This is a genomic window from Phycisphaeraceae bacterium (genome assembly GCA_019636555.1).
Lineage (GTDB): Bacteria > Planctomycetota > Phycisphaerae > Phycisphaerales > UBA1924 > JAFEBO01.
Genome location: JAHBXH010000001.1, coordinates 2,619,273 through 2,638,763, shown reverse-complemented (window position 1 = coordinate 2,638,763; position 19,491 = coordinate 2,619,273). Strand labels below are relative to the sequence as shown.

At 61.8% G+C, this 19,491-nt stretch carries 11 protein-coding genes and 1 tRNA gene; all 12 read left to right on the top strand.

All coding sequences use genetic code 11. The features are described 5' to 3' along the window. The first annotated feature begins 14 nt into the window (after window positions 1-14). The 12 genes from KF691_11245 (at window position 15) to KF691_11190 (ending at window position 19,354) form a co-directional block, all read left to right on the top strand. Window positions 15-1,136, top strand: a complete 1,122-nt coding sequence (locus KF691_11245; protein ID MBX3390013.1) for a type IV pilus twitching motility protein PilT — start codon at window positions 15-17, stop codon at window positions 1,134-1,136. 348 nt (window positions 1,137-1,484) lie between these two features. Continuing rightward, the gene (gene tadA / locus KF691_11240; GenBank protein ID MBX3390012.1) at window positions 1,485-3,221 is read left to right on the top strand and encodes a Flp pilus assembly complex ATPase component TadA; all 1,737 of its coding nucleotides are present in this window, start codon (window positions 1,485-1,487) and stop codon (window positions 3,219-3,221) included. 48 nt (window positions 3,222-3,269) lie between these two features. Beyond that, entirely contained in the window at window positions 3,270-4,562 is a 1,293-nt protein-coding gene (locus KF691_11235; GenBank protein ID MBX3390011.1) for a type II secretion system F family protein, read from the top strand. Window positions 4,563-4,656: 94 nt separating this feature from the next. Continuing rightward, window positions 4,657-5,796 (top strand): prepilin-type N-terminal cleavage/methylation domain-containing protein, encoded by a 1,140-nt coding sequence (locus tag KF691_11230; GenBank protein MBX3390010.1) that lies wholly within the window; start codon window positions 4,657-4,659, stop codon window positions 5,794-5,796. Further along, window positions 5,793-7,070: a prepilin-type N-terminal cleavage/methylation domain-containing protein gene (locus tag KF691_11225; GenBank protein MBX3390009.1), complete on the top strand. Its 1,278-nt coding sequence runs from the start codon at window positions 5,793-5,795 to the stop codon at window positions 7,068-7,070. The genes KF691_11230 and KF691_11225 overlap by 4 nt, the downstream gene beginning before the upstream one ends. Further along, complete coding sequence (locus tag KF691_11220; protein MBX3390008.1) at window positions 7,070-8,239, top strand: prepilin-type N-terminal cleavage/methylation domain-containing protein; 1,170 nt, start codon at window positions 7,070-7,072, stop codon at window positions 8,237-8,239. The genes KF691_11225 and KF691_11220 overlap by 1 nt, the downstream gene beginning before the upstream one ends. A 59-nt stretch (window positions 8,240-8,298) precedes the next feature. Continuing rightward, the gene (locus KF691_11215) at window positions 8,299-10,275 is read left to right on the top strand and encodes a prepilin-type N-terminal cleavage/methylation domain-containing protein (protein MBX3390007.1); all 1,977 of its coding nucleotides are present in this window, start codon (window positions 8,299-8,301) and stop codon (window positions 10,273-10,275) included. A 38-nt stretch (window positions 10,276-10,313) separates the two neighbouring features. Then, window positions 10,314-15,611, top strand: coding sequence for a hypothetical protein (locus KF691_11210; GenBank protein ID MBX3390006.1), 5,298 nt, complete (start codon window positions 10,314-10,316; stop codon window positions 15,609-15,611). A 230-nt stretch (window positions 15,612-15,841) separates the two neighbouring features. Then, window positions 15,842-15,915: transfer RNA gene (locus KF691_11205), tRNA-Pro, on the top strand. 27 nt (window positions 15,916-15,942) lie between these two features. Beyond that, window positions 15,943-17,100 (top strand): ABC transporter permease, encoded by a 1,158-nt coding sequence (locus KF691_11200; protein ID MBX3390005.1) that lies wholly within the window; start codon window positions 15,943-15,945, stop codon window positions 17,098-17,100. Continuing rightward, complete coding sequence (locus tag KF691_11195; protein MBX3390004.1) at window positions 17,097-18,203, top strand: ABC transporter ATP-binding protein; 1,107 nt, start codon at window positions 17,097-17,099, stop codon at window positions 18,201-18,203. The genes KF691_11200 and KF691_11195 overlap by 4 nt, the downstream gene beginning before the upstream one ends. 44 nt (window positions 18,204-18,247) lie before the next feature. Further along, a complete protein-coding gene (locus tag KF691_11190) occupies window positions 18,248-19,354 on the top strand; it encodes a hypothetical protein (GenBank protein MBX3390003.1) in 1,107 nt (368 codons plus the stop codon). Window positions 19,355-19,491: the final 137 nt, after the last annotated feature.

Below are 19,491 nucleotides of genomic sequence, written 5' to 3'. Positions count from 1 at the left end.
CTTAGGAATTCCGCATGTCCACGATGCAAATCGATCGCCTCCTCGACACCGTCGTCAAGCAGGGCGCAAGCGACCTTCACCTGACCGTCGGTCGGCCGCCCACGATCCGTCTCCACGGACACCTGCGCAACCTCGCGACCAAGGTGCTCGACTCCGACGACATGGTCTCGCTGATGAAGTCGATCACGCCGGAGCGAAATCAGCAGGAACTTCAGGAAGAAGGTGGGACGGACTTCGGCTTTGCCTACGGCGAGGCCGCGCGTTTTCGTGTCTCGGTTTTTCGACAGCGCGGCGATCTCGCGATCGTGCTCCGTCAGATTCCTAATCGGTTGCTGACCTTCGAGCAGATCGGATTGCCCGCGATCTGCCAAGAACTCATCCGGCGCCCTCGCGGCATGTTCCTGGTCACGGGTCCGACGGGGTCTGGTAAGACAACTTCGCTCGCGACCATGATCGACTTCATCAACCAGACCATGGACCGCCACTTGGTCACGATGGAAGACCCGATCGAGTACTACCACAAGCACAAGAAATCGATCGTCAACCAGCGCGAAGTCGGGAACGACGTTCCCAGCTTCGCCGAGGCACTCCGCCGCGTGCTGCGTCAGGACCCGGACGTGATCCTCGTCGGCGAAATGCGAGACCTCGAAACGATCGAAGCCGCTGTGCGAGCGGCCGAAACGGGCCACTTGGTCTTCGGCACTTTGCACACCACCGGTGCCGCAAAGACCATTGACCGTCTGGTGGACGCATTCCCCGTTACCCAACAAAACCAGATCAGAGTTCAGCTCTCAACGGCGCTCATCTGCGTTCTGAGCCAGCAGCTCCTGAGCCGGATCGACCAGCCGGGCATGGTCGCGGCCTACGAATTCCTTGTCGTCACGCCGGCGATCTCCAACCTGATTCGCGAGGCGAAGACTTTCCGAATCGACTCGGCGATTCAGACGGGGAAGAAATTTGGCATGCAGTTATTGGACGATCACCTTTGGAGCCTGTACATGTCGGGCAAGGTGTCTGCTGAAGAGATGATCGACAAGTCGAAGAACCCAGCCGATCTCCGTGACAAGGTGCACAAACTTGGACGAACAATCGGGCGAACCGATCTCGATGAAGACGATGATCTCGGCAAGGGTTGAACACGCCCAGGCTAGTAACATTTACCGGTGACGCATCGCATATTTTGCGGTGATTATTGGTTTTTCCATCCAAAATCGTCAACAGCATGCGAATGTACCGTCGTCCGGCGGGTATTTTTTCCTTCCCCCGCCGCGACGCCGGGTCTCGTGAGGGCTCGTGGAGCCGGGGCTGTGGGGTCGGGGGAGTGGGGAGGGCTCGTTGGTGCGGGCCCGAAATCTGGTCCGAGAACGTATTCGGATGGGAACGGTTGCGCGAGAGGTGTGAGGGCGAGCATTGACTGAACGGGTAGTTCGCCGGCGGATCACGCCGGCGGCAAGACGACGGCTGTGGTGGGGGGCGGAGACGACATGCCAGCGATTGAACCATCTGAACTGAAGGGCCGGAAGCTCGGGCGGGTATTGACCAAGCTCGGGAAAGTGACTCGGGACCAGGTCCACGAGGCGCTCGCCATCCAGCAGACTCGCAAGTCTCCGCTCGGTCAGTTGCTGGTTGAACTGAACTATTGCACTCAGCGAGATGTGCTCGAAGCCCTGGCGGGTCAGGCCGGCATGGCCTTTATGGATCTCTCCGACTTTGAAATCCCGGAAGAAGCGCTCGAAGCGATTCCGTCCGAAAGCGTTCGGAGTTACGAAGTCGTCCCGCTCGAATACAACAAGACGAGCCGGCGCCTGAAGATCGCAATGAAGACCCCGGACAACTTCCGGGCGGTCGACGACCTCCGGCTTCTGCTCGGCGGCAACGTTGAAGCCGTGGTGGGAGACCCCGCCGCAATCGACGCGCTGATCAAGAAACATTTTTCCAAGCAGGAATCGATCACGGACGTGGTGAGCGAACTCGCGAGCGACGAGCGGATCAAGAGTTTGGGCGGACGCGGCGGCGAATCGATCGACATCGACGCGATGGTCGAGATGGCCGGCGACAACCAGGTCATCAAACTGCTCAACCTCGTTCTGCTTCAGGCGATCAAGGATCGCGCTTCGGATATTCACTTTGAGCCGTTCGAGAATGAATTCAAGATGCGGTACCGGATCGACGGCGTGCTCTACGAGATGGTGCCGCCCCCCAAGCAGCTCGGTCCCGCCATCACGAGCCGCGTGAAGGTCATGTCGAATCTGGACATCGCTGAGCGGCGCCTCCCTCAGGACGGACGAATCGAACTGACGATCGGAGGCAATCCGGTGGACCTTCGCGTCGCCGTGCTGCCCACCATGTGGGGCGAATCGGTGGTCATGCGCGTGCTGGACCGGAGCAACGTCGAACTCTCGCTCGATCGTCTCGGTCTGCGCGACGACGACATGACGACACTCAAGCGGCTGATCAACAAGCCCAACGGAATTGTCATTGTGACCGGTCCGACCGGATCGGGCAAGACGACGACGCTGTACGCCGCGCTCTCCGATCTCAACGACGTCGAGACCAAGATTCTCACGGCGGAAGATCCGGTTGAATACGACATCGACGGGCTCTGCCAGTGTCAGGTCAACCAGGAAACCGGAACGACTTTCGCGAAGCTTCTGCGATCGTTTTTGCGTCAGGACCCGGACATCATTCTCGTCGGCGAGATCCGCGACCTCGAGACCGCGCAGATCGCGGTGCAGGCTTCGCTCACGGGCCACCTTGTGCTGAGCACGCTGCACACCAACGACGCGCCGAGCTCGATTGTGCGACTTCTTGATCTGGGGCTTGAGGCGTTCCTTCTCACCGCGACGCTCGAGGGCATCGTCGCGCAGCGTCTCGTGCGAAAAGTGTGCACGAACTGCAAGGAGTTCTACCAGCCGACGGAAGAAGAACTCATGGAATTGAGCCTGACGCCGGACATGGTGCGCGGGCGCCGGTTCGCACGCGGCAAGGGATGCGACCGGTGCAACGGGTCTGGTTACAAGGGGCGACTGGCACTCTACGAAATCATGACACTCGATGACGAGGCGCGCGAGATGATCATGAAGAACGCGAACACGGCGCTCCTTCGTCACCACGCACGCAAACGCGGCATGCGGGTTCTGCGCGAGGCAGGGCTGATGTCGATTTACGACGGAGTGACCACGATCGATGAAGTCGTGCGCGAAACCATCGCGGACGAGTAGAAGCACGAACACCGTTTTTTCGGTTTGAACCGGGGGCCGGAGGCGACCATGGCGACTTTTACCTACGAAGCGATGAACGATGCGGGCAAGCCGACCAAAGGCACGGTCGAGGCCGGCAGCAAGGAAGAAGCGATCGCTCGGATCAAGAGCCAGCGGCTCTTTCCGACCAACGTCGCGGAGCAGAAGGTTTCCAAGAGAGAAGCCAAGGCCGCCGCGGGCAAGGGCAAGGCCAAGCCGAAGAAGAAAGCGGGCGGGTTCAGTTTCGGGCGTGTGAAGCAGAAACAACTGACGAGTTTCACCCGTCAGTTGTCGACGCTGCAGGACGCCGGATTGCCCTTGCTCCGCTCGCTTCAGATTCTCGAGCAGCAGCAAAAGCCCGGCGCGATGAAGACAGTGCTGCTTGGCGTGTGCGAAGAGGTCGAAGGCGGCGCTTCGCTTTCCGAGGCGATGAGCAAGTTTCCCAAGGCCTTCGACAAGCTGTACACCAAGATGGTGAACGCGGGTGAAATCGGCGGCGTGCTCGATCTCATCCTTCAGCGCCTCGCCGAGTTCATGGAAAAGGCCGAAAAACTGAAGCGCAAGATCAAAGGCGCGATGGTCTATCCGATCGCCGTCATCATCATCGCGGCGCTGATCCTGACGTTCATCATGTGGTTCATTATCCCGAAGTTCGAAGAAATCTTCAAAGACTTCGGCGTGAAGCTTCCAATGCTCACGACGTTCCTGATGGAGGGCAGCCGCTGGGTTGCCGGCACGAATCCGGGTCAGTCGATCCCCGGCGCACTCATCGTGCTGCCGTCGCCGATCGTCATTTTCTTCGCCTGGAAACTCATCCGCGCGAGCGGCCCCGGCAAGGCCATCACCGACTGGATCATGCTCCGCGTTCCGATCTTCGGGAGCATGCTCCGCAAAACCGCGATCGCTCGCTTCACGCGAACCCTCGGCACGCTGATCGGCGCGGGCGTTCCGATTCTCGAAGCGATCAAGATCACCGCCGAGACCAGCGGCAACTACGTCTACGAAAAAGCGCTCACCAAGGTGCACGATTCGATCCGCGAGGGCGAGAGCTTCGCGACGCCCCTTCGCGAAAGTAAGACGTGCGACGCACTCGTTGTGAACATGATCGACGTCGGCGAAGAAACCGGCGAAATGGACAAGATGCTGCTCAAAATCGCGGACAACTACGACGAAGAAGTCGACGTCGCGGTCGCCTCGCTGGTTTCGCTGCTCGAACCGCTGATGGTCGTTGTGCTCGGCGGCATCGTCGGAACGATCGTCGTCGCGATGTTCCTGCCGCTGGTCAGCATGATCCAGTCGCTGCAGGGCGGCGGCGGGGGCTAAAGACAAAGTCTCGTGCCGGTGCTCGCTCACGCGGGTCCGGCGCTTTTCGAAACGGTTTGGGCGTGTCAGGAAATTCTGCAGTTGGAGCGACGAAGTGCGAACACACGAGAGAACAACGCGGCAGGGCTTCACGCTGATCGAACTCCTGGTTTCGATCGCGATCATCGCTCTGCTCATCTCGCTCGTCGTGCTCGGCATGTCGCACGTTTCCAAGCTCGCCCGCGGCACGTCGGAACGCCAGACTGTCGTGCAGATGAATCAGGCCGTGCAGGCGTTCAAGCAGGAGTTCGGTTTTCTGCCGCCATTGATCACGCATAGCGACACCATCCGGCCGGTCGAGTTCAGCACAGCCTTCAGTCCCGCGATTCCGGTTCCGAATTCCTACGGCGGGCGCGTCGCCGCGGGAACCCGTTCGTACAACGGCAACACGACTTTCCTCGAAGGATTCCAGGGCGCAAACCCCGGCCTCGACGGTTCGTCGGGCGGCTCGAAGATGATGAGCGCCGATTGGGGATTCGGCACGACCGGCCAATCCATAACCGCGCCCGACGTCCGCTTCAGCGAGTACTCGCTGGCGTATTACCTCGTCGGCGCGTTGCCGCGCGGCCTGGATGGTGTGGACGGGCCTGGAATGTTCAAGCCCAGGACAGACGGAATGTTCGAATCCGGCACGAAGTCGATGAGCGAACGAGTGAGCGACACGTCGGGAAGGCGCTATCCGCCGTTTGTTGAGACAACGCGCCGCACCCCCACGCTTGAAGAGGACTTTGTGACCGAAAAGAACAAGGACGCCAACTTGCGGTGGACCGACCCCGACACGGGCAAGACCACAACGGTCAGCGCACGCTTCCGGCTGGTCGGTCCGAACGGCAAGCCGTATCGCTTCTATCGCTGGTCGCCGCGTCAGAAAGCGCAGACTCAACTCTCGAACTATTACGACCAGTCGAAAGGCACGTTCACGAGACAGGAAGACGGGATCGATCTGCTGAATGTTCCTTCCTTGCTCGGCGATCCTCGCGCCGACGCTTCCCTGCGCAGCGCGGAGTATGCGATCGTCTCGGCAGGACCTGATGGATGGTTCGGAGACATGGCTTCGGAGGCGTCAACTGCAGACGAATTCGGTGCGTTCTGCTCGGCATTCAAGGTGAGCGTCAACGCATCCGACATGGACGGCACCTGCATCACGGCGCGCAAGGCCGCCCGCGCCGATAACGTCGTGGAGGTCGGACGATGATCCGGCGATTCGCCCATCATCGAAGGTTGATCGCGGGCTTTTCGCTCGTGGAGTTGCTCGTGATCATCGCGATCCTGGGCATCGCCGCCGCCGCGGGAATCCCGGCGATCCGCAACATGATCTACACCTCGACGGGTTCGATGGCCGAGCAGCAACTCCGCTTCGGGCTCGGCGCCGCTCGCGACATGGCGATCCGAAACGCCGGGGGCGACGCCGCGGCGGTGTTCGTCTTCGAACCGGGCGGACGCCTGAGCATTGTCCCGATGGTGTGGGTGGGGCGCATCCTCGATACATCCGATCCGAACCGCGCGCTCGATAATGGGCTGACCGGCCCGACCACCTATCGCGATGTGTTCGCGCCCACACCGCTCGCGGCGCCCGCGCAGTTGCCGGTCGGTTGGATGGTGCGCGGATTCGCGCCGCCGGGTTCGATCTTCGCCGCCGGACTCAACAACCTCGGAACCACGATCGAATCAAACGGCTGGTACTACGAAAAGAACCCGGTGGGCAATCGCCGCATCAATCTGGGTAACGACACGATTTCGGGCGCGCAGAACAAGGGCAACTGGGTCTTCCCCGAGACCGGGTTTTTCGATCCGACTCAGACGGGGCAGAACGGCGGCAACAGACCCAATTCTCGAAACACGTTCATGGTCCGATTCCAGAGCGGCACGGGCCGCATGACCGGGCCGAGCGTCGAACCGGTGATCGTGCTTCTGCCTCGGGCGACGATCGACTGGAACAGTACAAACGCTCGTGCACCACTCACCCAAGGTTGGAGCGGTGGTGTCTCCGATTGGCGCCGGATTGATCACGCCGACCATTTGACCGCGTGGGCGCGCGCCGTCGCCGATCAGGGCGATTACCACGACATCGCGGCGCTCATCGGTTGCCGCAGCGCGGATGCGGCTCTCGCGTGCAGCGTGAACCTGATCGCGCTCTACGACGAGCGCCGCATGGCGACCGAGATCGGCGCGACCGGGCTGAACAAAGAAACAGGCAGTCTCTACGGCATCGCGCCCGGCAAAGGGACCGCCGCGCTCGGCGACGCCGGAACGATTCCGAAAGCTCCCAACATCGATCTCTCGCTCTGGCCCAAGTCCGCGACGGCAGCGAACAACGCGGAATACGTGCAGATGCTGATCAACAACTACATGCTCAACGCGCTCAAGTACTCGGATGTGGATGCCGGCGGCCCCTCGACGATCGTCGAGTCGGACGCGCGGATGTTCCGGCTGGATTCGTACATGGGAACGATTGTGGAGGCCCAGTGATGCAGGCACTTCGTTCAACATTGCCCGCAAAGATCAGAGCGTTCACCCTCATCGAGGTGCTCCTTGGCATCATCATCCTGGCGATCGGGCTGCTCGGCCTCGCGGCGGTTTTCCCCCTCGTTGTCAAGCAGCAGCGCGATGCGCAGGACACGGTGATCGGAATCTCCGCCGCACGCGGCGCCGAGACGGTTCTCAAATCGCGCACGGGGTATTTCAGCCAGACCGCCCAAGACATCGTCGGGTTGAATGCCCCGTCGGGCAAGAGCGGCTGGGGCGCGCTCTCGTGGGCGCTGTACCAGACCGCGAATGCCAAGAAGTCCGAAGATTTCGGCCTGGTCCGCTGGAGCACCGTCTTCAACGACTCAAACACGTTCAAGACGGCGATTTACGGAAACACGGCGGAGCAGTTGGCGGGTTCTGCGCTCGGGACGAGCGCAGTCCGGGGCGCGCTCTACATCGGGAGCGACCAGGGCTCGCAGCACGACGTCGTGATCAAGCCATACGAGCGGCTGCTGCCGATGCCCGCGCCCGGCGTCGAGCCGCAATTCGTGTGGGACATCGTGCCGATGCTCGCGACCCCGATCGACACCAACACCATCATCGCGACCCGGACGGCTCTGCCCTTGCGGATCGCGATCTTTGTACGCCGGATTGATTCGGCGATCCGGTTGCCGCAGGACCCGACGACCGGAAAGACGATGTCGCTCGGCGACGCGGTCAACGCCGGTCTGGTGCTCCCGCTGGGTGCGGATGGCGATGGTCTTCCGACTTTGAACGGGCAGGGGATCTATCCGCGATTCTTCTATCCTTCGGTTCAATCGGCGTATCGCCGATTCGGGGCCGACGCGGGCCCGTTCAATGTGATCCGCTTCAAATCGACTACCTCCGCGACGGTGCTCGCCGCCGCGCGGCAGATCGGTCAGCAACTACTCGATAACGAAGGAAACTTCTATACGGTCGTCGCGCTGCCCGACGAGACCGGCTCCGAGGTGCCCTATCAGAACTTTCTCGACCAGTGCGTGGTGATCGAGCCCGGCTTGCCGACAGGCTATCTGCAATCGACATCGTCCAAGAGCAATTCGAGCGATGTCCGTTCGGGGCGGACGCTGGAGCTGCTTTGTTCGCCGCAGATTCCCGCCGCGGTCTCGACGTTCCTTGTTCGTCCGTGAGTCAAAGGTGCATCATGAACCACCGATCTGATTCAATTCGTTGCCTGAACCCGCGAGCGGTGGCAACGTCGGCTGGCCGTGCGTTCACGCTGGTGGAGATGCTCGTCGCGATCGGCGCGATCGCGCTGGTTTCGATCGGCCTCGCAGCGGTCTTCCAGACGGTCGGTAAAACGGTGACGACCGGCAAGCGGGTGAGCGCGCTCACGCAGCAGGCGGCTGTCCTCGAATCGCAGATGCGCGAGGACTTCGAGAACATGACGCGTGACGGGTTCCTGGTTCTGCGCCACCAGTTTACGATCGGGGGGACCAACGCTCAGCAGGATCCTGTGCCGATCGCGGTCAGCCGCTACCAGGGCGACCCGGTCGCGCCGCGCCCGCGCCGCATCGACGAGATTCTCTTCTTCGCCAACGGCGAATACCGCACCGCGCGCGAGGACCTGATCCCCGGGCGCACGGCCAAGAGTCGCTCCGCGCGGATTTATTACGGGCACGGGCAGAAAGCCAGTCCGGTGACGCCTGCGCAGGAACAGGAAAACAACTCCGACATTCACTATTTTTCACCATGGTTTGCGGACTGGTTCAGGGCTTCGACTTCGTCTCGCTTGGGCGAGACTCGCGGGTCGGGAATTAGTCGCTACGCGAGCACTTGGAACCTCGTGCGACAGGCGACGCTGCTCATTCGTCCGACCACGCCATCCGACGGCGGCTGGCCGGTGGATCGTCCCCGACCGTCTTTTCCGGGTGACCCGTACGCGAGCGGCGGTCAGGCGCTGACCAATCTCTCTTCCGACAGCACATTCCAAATCGCCGGGCAGCCCGCCGCCAACAGCATCTTCCGAAGCCTGAACGAGATGCTTCCCATGACCGATCGGCAGTACGGGGGGCAGGTCGCGAAGAACTTCGCGTTCTTCTGGGATCGAGATAGATCAAGCGGCGGAGACTTCAACGTGCAGGGAGTAGCCCCTCGTTCCATTTCCGGCGTCGTCGATATCGCTTCGACCGATCTCGACGAAATCGCGATGGTGGTCAACGGAAGCAGGTACAGCCCCAACGATCAAAAGGACGGGAGTTTCCTTTTCGGTCCCCGCACCCTCCAGGGAATCGGTGTGCTGGAAGCACCGATTCCGCTGATGAAGGGCTTTGTCAATGGCATTATGGTGAATGGCAAACAAGTCGACCCGTCGGTTTACCAATCGTCGTACGTCACGGCGGTTCAACCTCGAACACAGAGCGCGTTTAGCACGACTGCTGCGCGCATGCAGTCGTGGATGCTCAATGCGATGCCCGCACCCAGCGGCTATCACCCCACGATCTGGAATCAGGACGTATCAGCTATCAATACCGGCGATGGCTTGCAGGGACGTGTCGGATTCCGGATTCGTTGCGAGGACGTCTTGCCGGACGTGCGTGGCACGCTGGATCGCTTTACGAACCGCGCCGTGCAAACCAAGCGCAATGACCTGCTCATGGTCGGGCTTTCCAAGATCGCGGCGAACTGCTCCGAATTCGTCGTCGAGTGGTCCTTCGGCCAGACCTATCCGCCCAACACCAAGGCGAACGACCCGATCACCGGAAAACTCACCGACTTCAGCAACCAGACGATCTGGTACGGGCGAACGATCTACGGAGCAAACGGTCAACCGACCGGCGTCTATCACTATCAGCGCCCCGGTTCCGCCGAGCCTTATCCGCAGTTTCCCGACAGCGCCCTCGGCCTCGATCTTTCGTACAAGCCGTTCAAGGGCGATCCCGAATGGTCGGGAGTTTCGACCATTTCCGACTACGTTGTTCCCGAATGGCTGGTCCACGGCGTCTACAAGCGGAACATAGATGGATTTGACAAGCTCTCTCTGATTTCATATTTCGGCTACCTCGACCCGACGTACAAAAAGCAGAACACGAACGAACCGCCCAGCATCCCCTGGGCCTGGCCGAAAATGATCCGCGTGACGTTCACGCTCGCCGACGCCGCCGACCCGTCGATCGAGCAGACCTTCCAGTATGTGTTCGACCTGCCGCCCGGGCCAAAACTGTGAGTCCGGCTGTGAGTCCGGCCAAGAAGCGTGGAGGCGATATGAATCGACTTTCTAAGTCAATCGAGAACGCGCGGCTCTTGCTGCGATCACGACGGCGCGGCTCTTTCATGGTGCTGGTCGTCGGCACGCTGGCGATGATGTCGATCATCATGATCGTCTACGTCGCCGTGGGCAACGCCGACAAGCGCGCGAGCGCTTCGCTCGCGCGGCGCGACCGCTCCGACGAGATTATTAGCCTGTTTTCTGATTATGTCGCGCAGGTCATCGCCGACGATGTGGTTTCCGTCTCGGCCGACCCGAGCAACTCGAAGTTTCCGCCGCCGTCGGTGTCGACCTACGTGCGCGAAGCGTGGGATATCCCGACCACGAGCTGGCAGGCCGACAGCAGCATCGCCGACCGGACCAATCCGAATTTTTTCCGCGTGACGGGCGCGGGCGACGATCCGTGGCTCGCGAGCACGACGCCGGCGTGGATCAATTTCGATCCGGTCGCGAACAACCCGCCGCCGCAGGACGGCACCGCCAAGCACTTCAACAAGCGCCGCGACTGGCTCCACATCAGCAACATCGCGCCGGACGGGCGATTCGTCAACCTGTTCAATCTGCGTGACAACTTCAACGCCAAGCCGGGAACGTCCGAAGCCGCGGGCGATTTGCACACCAATGGCAATCTCTCGCTGACCGATCAATCGGGCAAGAAAGATGCTCCGCCCCCCTGGAGCCCGACCGCGATCTCCAACACCACTCCCGAGTATCAGAATCCGGCGATCTTCGATTCGTGGCAGGTCGGGGCGTTCCGTCCGGCACGCGGCCCGTTCACAGACGCCGGCACGCCGATTCTTCCGAGCGACCCGGCCTATCCGCCTTACCAGTGGGCCGACACGGATGGAGACGGCTTCCTCGATGCGCGCTGGTTCGAGATGATCGATTCACGCGATCCGAACCAGACCGGCGGACCGACCACGCCTCAGTTCTTCCGCAGTCTGCTGCCCCGCGATCCCAACTTCCGCTGGTTCTTTGCCGCGCGGATCATCGACCTGTCCTCGCTGGTCAATATCAACATCGCGGGCGATTCGAACGCGAACCCCAACGACCCGAACGCCGACGCCGGGAAGATGCCGGACAAGGGCGATGTGATCGGCCTCAATCCGAGTGATGTCGATCTCCGACGCCTGCTGACGATGCGCGATTTCCGCGAGTCAATTCTGAATGGCTCCAATGCGGGCGCGCTGGCGAATCAGATCAACGACGGAACGCAGTCTTTGAGTTACGACGGTGGGTACACCGGCCTGCGCGGGCCTGCCAACGGAAAGCCCGTGTCGCAGGATTACTCTGGCTACACCGACAAGGACGGCGGAGCATTCCCGGGCAACCCAAGCTTGTCGCTCGACATCGGGTGGGGCGGGTACGAATCGCTGCGCGCGGCGCTCAACGTCGGTCGGCCCCCGGGACGCTTCAGCAATTTCACAGTCAATCCGCTGCTCGACGCGAAGAACAGTTTCAAGACGATTGCGGCACGTCGGGATTTTTTCACCGGCGCCGCTCCATCAGTTGCCCGCCCCGCCTACCGAGACACGGACAAGGCGAAAGGCGATCCGGACGCGACCTTCCTGGGTGGAGGCGGCGGATTTGCTTCACCGATCACCGGTGCGATCGACTACGGCCTCGGTTTCAAGCTCAACAACCTCATCGAGCTGCTGACCTACCGCTCGGTCAACGACTCGGAAGTGACCAGTTCGCTCGAAGCGGCGCTCGGCGGCCAACGCTGGACCAATTTCAAGACGGCACCCGCAAGCATCAATACGCCGGGAGTCGATTTCAGCCCGGTGCGCGACAACCGATCGACCGCGCTCGAGCGCGAGCGCCTCGCGTACATCACGGGCGCCAACGCGGGCCAGCCGACTGATTCGGCGATGCTCAAGAGCTACGTCGACCTGCGCCAGTACCTGACGACGCTGAGCGGCGCCCGCCCGATCGTCCCGGCGAGTGTCTCGGTGACCAGCATCGATAACCCGCCGGAACTGACCGATTCGGATCTTTCGACGTTCGTGCCGCTCAACCCGACGGCGAAGGACCTGTTCGAGGCGTACACCAAGGCGCTGATGCCGGGGCTGGTGTTCTATCACCCCGGTGGCGCGACTCCGGTTGAGGTGTGGAAAGACATCAAGACCGACAACGATTCAAAGGCTTTTCGTGCGATGTTTTACGGTGGCCAGGGACCGATGACGGCGCTTCTCGCCGCGGGCCACATGGCGGCGAACTTCGCATCAGGCGCCCAGCCCCAGACCGGAACGGTCTCAAGAGCGCCGTACGTGTTGGTGCTGGCGGAGCCGGTGTACAAGGATGCGGCGGCGAGCCTTCCCCAGGACACAACGGCCATCGTCGATTGGAAGCAGTATTTTCCCGCGTGGTGGTCGGACGGCGACCGTCGCTTGAATCTGGCGCGACTGAATCCCACGACGACGGACGGCGCGAAGCTGCCCGTGACGAAGGCGGCTCCGGTTCCCGCGCCGGCGGTGAACATCTATGGAATGGGAGATCCGCACCCGTTCCTGACCGAGGTCGCGAGCTTCACGGTGTATCGCGACGTGCCGATTCAGTCGGGGCCCTTCACCTTCCCCAAGGCCGACATGGAGCTTACGCCGGTCTCGGGAAAACCCAATTTTTCTGAGGTCACAATCAACGGTGATGTGACGAAGGAAGACAACCAGGATTTGATGTTCCGGCTCCTCGCGGTCAAGGTCCACAACCCGTTCGCTCACGCAATTACGCTCTGTTCCGGCGGCGGCCAGTTCGGCACGACATTTTCCACCACTTCTGGCGCGCAATTTTCGGCCAACCTGGTGGAAGACGGTTTCTACCTTCAGGTGGGAGTCGGAGCGGAGGCGTCGTACTTCCTGCTCGCCGATGTTGTCGAACAAAAAGTTGGGGATGAGTACTCCGGAAACTACACCGTTCAGCCGGTCACAATTCGGCCGAATGAGACAATTCTATTCTACGCGTTGAATCGTGATGCGAAGTCTATTGTGGAACAAAGGTTCAATGCAACAGATCGAACGCTGACTTCCGATCCAAAGAATCCGAAGTACTTTGAAGATTGGCTGGAGAAGCAGCTTGGTCCGGCGACCAAGTCGGAGGCCGGCCCTCCGGCGCGGGAGTTTCGCCGGATCAAGATGCTGCGGGCAGATAGCGCATTTGGCGCTGCCGGCATCGCGGGCTTGAGCAAGGCGTCCTTTGCGTTCACGAAGTTGCTGCCTCAGTACGATTCCGACCAATCGGTGCTGCTCATGCGGACCGTTCGGGTTGATTCCGGATCAATTGTGGGAGATGACAGTCTCGCTGTCTCACCGAATACAATCTGGAACGACCGGTTGTGCGACCGTATTCGGCTGGAAATCCCCGGAGATACCACAAACAGAATCGTGCTTGATCAAAGGATGAAGCCCGGTCAGGGCACCGGGGGAAACATCGTCAACATGTATGTGGATGCTTCTCCGCTTCAGGCGAAGCAAGATCCGATTGTACCGAACCCCCTTCTTTCCGATGGTACCCCCAACTACAACACGCGCGTCACGATCACGCTCGCCGCGCATGTCCGCAGGAAAGGTGATCCCGCGACGACAAACCTGAGTGCGGGAATGCTTCCGGCGTGGGCGATCGATCCGAAAGACGCTGTGCCGACGACGTGGTACGACAACGAGGTGCTTCCTGTTGCGAACTCAAAGGGTTCAAATCAGGTGGTGCAATTGTCCACGGTATCGGCAGATCTCGCGCTCGGCTCAGGTGCGCGGTACATCGGGCGCTACCCCATCGATTGGCGTGGTCTTGGACCGGTTTTTCCCACGTTGGCTCAGTATGCCAACGAGTGGACCGACGATATCGGAAAGAACAAAGCCGGAACTGACTTCAAAGATCTGCGTCGGGAACTCGCGCAAAACGCAAATAAGTACGAAGGCTACAAAGAGGACTTCACGCCGAACGGCAAGAGCCAGATTCGCACGACCGATCTGCTCAACGTTATGGCAATCGGTTGCTCGCACGTGCCGGTGGATATCAACGGTTCTCCAATGGAGAATTCTGGTGTTCCCGACATGATGAGGCAGTGGACGACGACCGCCGAGGCGCTCGCAATCGCTATGGGATACGCCGACCGAGATAAATACGATCCGGCGCTCGGCGCGACCGCGAACGGCCCTCTTGATTACTGGTATTTCGATCAGACAGCGACAACGTCCGCCCAAGCCAAGCCCCTCTTTGATTCGGGTTTCCTGAAACTCGATGATTATGTTCCGGTGCGCTTCGACACCAGCGGGAAGGCGTACACCGCCGGCACGGGTGCACCGATCGCCGGAAACGTGCTCACGATGTTCCGCACCCAGCCGGATGACTACGCGAGCCTCAGCATCGCAACACCCGGGCTTGTCAACATCAACACCGCGCCGCAGGCCGTGCTGCGGGTATTGCCGATGACCTTTCCGTCCCAGAATGAACTTGTCGATACTGCCAAAAGCCAGCAGCCCAGCACCTTCTGGCCCGGTGCCGACGAGACCAACCGGAAGGACGAGGCGCTCAAGACCGACATCGCCGCGATGATCGAGTCCTACCGCGACAAGATCGCCGTGGAATTGCGGCCGATGGCGAAGATCACCGGCGGTCCGGCGGGATCGCCGACCTGGTTCGCCGGCTTCTTCGATCGCAAGGCGGCGAGCCTCGATTCGACGGGCGCGCAACTCATCGGTCCTAACGACACGGGAATCGGCGACTACTCCAACCTCGGCAGCAACCCGACTGTCTATTCGGGTGGGCGCTACTGGTCGAGCGGCATTCGCGGACTCCGGGAAGGCGCCGGGTTCCAGTCTGTTGCAGAGCTGCTTGCCACACGCCACGTCGAGTTTGATCCTCCAACAAACGCCGTCACGACAACGACCGCAGACTTGCAGAAGAGATTGAGCAACATCGACTGCCTCGGGTACCGCGACGTGGACAAACCGGCAAACATGCTGGGCGTCGACAATATTCTGGCGCGTGAGATCGATCCCGCCGACCCCGCCAACCCCAAGATCACCGACATAAAGCCTCTCCAGTTCGGCCACACCTACCAGGACAAACTCAAGATCCTCTCCGGTCTGCTCGGCAGCGTCTCGGTCCGGAGCGACATGTACGCCGTCTGGTTCATCGCCCGCGGCTACCAGCGATCCGATGTCGAGGGGCTGCCCTCGGCACAGCCGATGGTCCCGAGCGTCGAACGCCGCTTCCTCATGATCATCGATCGCTCGAACGTCACCAAGATCGGCCAGAAGCCGCGCGTGCTGGCGTTCGTCGAACTGCCGCTCTGATCGGTGCCGCCGCGCTCGCCGCGGCACAACACGCCCGACCCCTCCGCGCCGGCGACCTCTACCGGCGCTTTTCATTTCCACGCAATGCCCGGCCGGATCAGGCCACCCGTCGCCAGCTTTGCAGCTGTGGTTGGCTCTCTGCTCTCAGTCTTTCTCTCTTTGCCCCTTTGCCACTCTGCCCCTTTGGCCCTCTGTCCCTTTCCCCCTCCGCTACAGTTCCCGCACACTTTCAGGGTGTAGCTCAGCTTGGTAGAGCGTGTGGTTTGGGTCCACAAGGTCGCAGGTTCGAATCCTGTCACCCTGATTCCTTCACTCGCTATCGTGCTGTCCCATGTTGGGTCTCGGCGCGACACGCGACAACCCCTTCACTCGATCCATTCCCGGCCTGATCGGCGCCGGTTTCCTCATCTTGATGTTCGCCGTGTGCGTGCTCACGCTCCCGTGGACGCTCGGCGGAGTGCGCGACGACGGCGCGATCGTGCCGCGCTACAACGCGGGCTCGATCAATGATGCACGTTTGCCGCCGTTCTGGGCGCCGGGGGCACTGGCGCCTGGCGATTCGGCGCCGCGAGCAGGTGAAGCTCAAGCGCCGCACTTCTTCCTCGGTTCGGATGCAATCGGACGAAGCCTCTTGGTGCGCGTGCTCGCGGGGGGAGGAGTTTCGCTCACGATCGGAATCGCCGCGGCATTGCTCTCCGTGTTCATCGGCACCCTCTACGGCGCGATCAGCGGCTACGCCGGGGGAAGACTCGACGCGCTCCTCATGCGCATCGTCGATGTGCTGTACGGGTTGCCCTATGTGCTGCTTGTCGTGCTGCTCGCCGTCGCGGCGGACGCCGTAGTGGGGGAGTATGTCAGCCGCGAGCGCGAACGCGCGGCATGGATTGAATCGAAGGTTGCGACGACACTCGCGGCCGAATCGAAGCCGAGCGACAAGCAGGCTGTTCGCCGCGAGCTCGAAGCAGATGGCGAGCTCAAGCGCCGGCTCGAAGATGAAGCGCTCCACGCCGTGCCGCCCCGCGAGATATCTCAAACCGGAAGAACGACCCTCGATCTGGCCGTGCTGTTCATCGCGATCGGCGGCTTCAGTTGGCTCACAATGGCCCGCGTGATCCGTGGTCAGGTCATGAGTCTGAAGAACCAGCCGTTCGTCGAAGCCGCGCGAGCGATCGGTGCTTCGCGCCGGCGGATTCTATTTGTGCATCTGCTTCCGAACCTGATGGCGCCAATCATCGTCTACGCGACACTGACCGTGCCGCAGGCGATTCTGCAGGAGAGTTTTCTGAGTTTTCTCGGGATCGGCGTGAAGCCGCCATTGCCGAGCTGGGGAAATCTGGCCGCGGAAGGCCTCCCGGAGCTGAACCCCTACCGATCGAACTGGTGGTTGCTGCTGTTCCCGTGTCTGCTGCTCGGGCTCACGCTTCTCGCGCTCAACTTTGTCGGCGAGGGACTGCGCGAAGCGCTCGACCCGAGGAGACAGCGCCGATGAGTGTTCCGATTTCGAGCGATCCGATTCTGCGCGTGCGCGATCTGGCGGTCAGTTTTCCAGCGCGCGCACCCGGCGAAGAAAAGTTCCACGCCGCGGACGGTGTGTCGTTCACGATTCATCCGAAGCAAACGCTCGCGATCGTCGGTGAATCGGGCAGCGGCAAGTCGGTGACGGCGATGTCGCTCTTGAAACTCATCCCGGCTTCGCGCGTGGAGCGAGGCCGCGCCGACTTTGTCTCGCGCAAGGGCATAGTCGATCTCCTCGCGCTCGATGCGCCGTCGATGCGGCGCATCCGTGGCGCCGAGATCGCGATGATTTTTCAGGAGCCGATGAGCAGCCTGAATCCTGTGTTCACGGTGGGGGAGCAGATCGTCGAGGCCGTGCGCATCCATCAGGGTGCTGGCAGCAAGCAGGCGAAGCAGATCGCGCTCGACGCGATGCGAAGCGTCGGCATCCGCGAACCGGAGACAAGGTTTTCGCAGTATCCGCACCAGTTTTCCGGCGGGATGCGTCAGCGCGTCATGATCGCAATGGCGCTCTCGTGTCAACCATCTCTTTTGATCGCGGACGAACCGACCACCGCGCTCGATGTGACGATTCAGGCGCAGATACTTGAACTATTGCGTTCGCTGAAAGACTCGCGCTCGATGAGCGTGCTCCTGATCACGCACGACATGGGAGTCGTGGCGGAAAACGCGGATGTCGTATGCGTGATGTACGGCGGGCGCGTCGTCGAATACGCCTCGGTGGAAACCATCTTCGCTCACCCGTTGCATCCGTACACGCGCGGCCTGCTCGCGAGCGTTCCCCGTCTGGGCCGTCCGCGCGAGCGCTTGATCACGGTTCGTGAGGTTCTCGACAATCCGTCGGAATTCGCGCCGGTTCCCTGTCTTGCCTCGGGCGAAGAATCGGTTGTTCCCTGGTTCCCCGGTGTCCATGCCGCGCAAGGCGGGACGCGCACATCGGCTCCACGCCTTGTCGAAGTGCGCAGCGGCCACTGGATCGCGGCATGGCAATCGGCTCGCGCCGCCGAGCCGCCGCGCGAGCCCGACAACGCATTTCGACGGGAGGCCGGAGCCGCCGAATCGGCGTCGTCCATCTGATCGAGATCCTCTTGGGGCTCGTTTGAGCGTCGTAGAATCTCTCCGTGCGAGTGGTCGTGGTTGCAGATCGGATGTTTGCGTCGCGGGAGCGCGATCTCCTCAGCCGTCTCGAAATCGGGTTCGCGGACGAGGGCGTTCGCGTGCTGCAGGCGCTGCCCGACGGGGGCACCGACTTTCCGATCGTCGAGCAACCCAGCGGCGTTTGCACGGCCAGTTTCACGTTTCCTTCGGGCGGGCTTCCGTTCACGACCGGTCTGAGAGCCAGGCGTCTCGCCCTGCGGCTCGAAGAGGCCGACCTCGGCGTTGAGGAAGCACCGATCGACATCGTCCACGTGTTCGGCGGCTCACTCTGGCCGTTCGGGGCGGCGCTCGCCGAGGCGTGCGGCGCCGGGCTCGCGCTCGAGGTGTGGCGCGCCGGGCTGATCGATCGTGCTCCCGGCATCGTTTCCTCCGCGCCGCAGGATCTGCTCTTCATCGCGCCCGACCCGGAGATCGAGCGCACCCTTCGCCAGAGAAGTCTGCCGACCCGCTCCGCGACGTGGGGTGTTCACGCGGACGACCCCCCGGCTCCCAAGCTCAAGCCCGGGAACGCGCCGACAGTCATCCTGATCGGCGCGGGCAACGACGCGCGCGCGATGCGAGGGGCGCTCGAGGGCGTCGCCAATTGCGTGCGCTCGCACCCCGACATGCTGATCTTCGTCGATGCGCTCGCGGCACGCCGCGCCGACTTGTACTCCGTCGCCTCGCAGCGCGGGATCCTCGCGAATCTGACGCTCATCGAGGAGATCGAATCGCGCCGCGATCTTCTTGTCCAGGGCGATGTGCTGCTGCTCTGCGAGGGCAACGGAGAGCAGCGCACGATCGTGCTCGAGGCGATGGCGCACGCCATGATCGTGCTGAGCGCAGAGGACAAGTTCTGCGATTACCTCCGCGACAACCTGACGTGCCGGATCGTGCGCCCGTCAAACGCCAATGCCTGGGCCGCGACACTGGGCGCGCTGCTCGATGATCTTCCCGCGGCACGCCGCGTGGGCGAATCCGCACGCGAGTTCATCGCTCATCATCGTCGCGCGAGCGATCATGTTCGTGCCGTGCTCGACGCGTATTCGTGGCTGCGCCAGGAGCGTCCGGCGCGCTCGATCGTCCCGTAATCCTCCAGCCGTCCGATAGCGCGTTCCATCTGCGCGGTTCGTGTGGGATGTGGCGCGTGAAGATGTGCTGAGCGCAACGGTTCTGTGGCCGTTCGCTCAATCTGGGCCATGCTTGAGGTGTGGGCACGCGCCGGCTG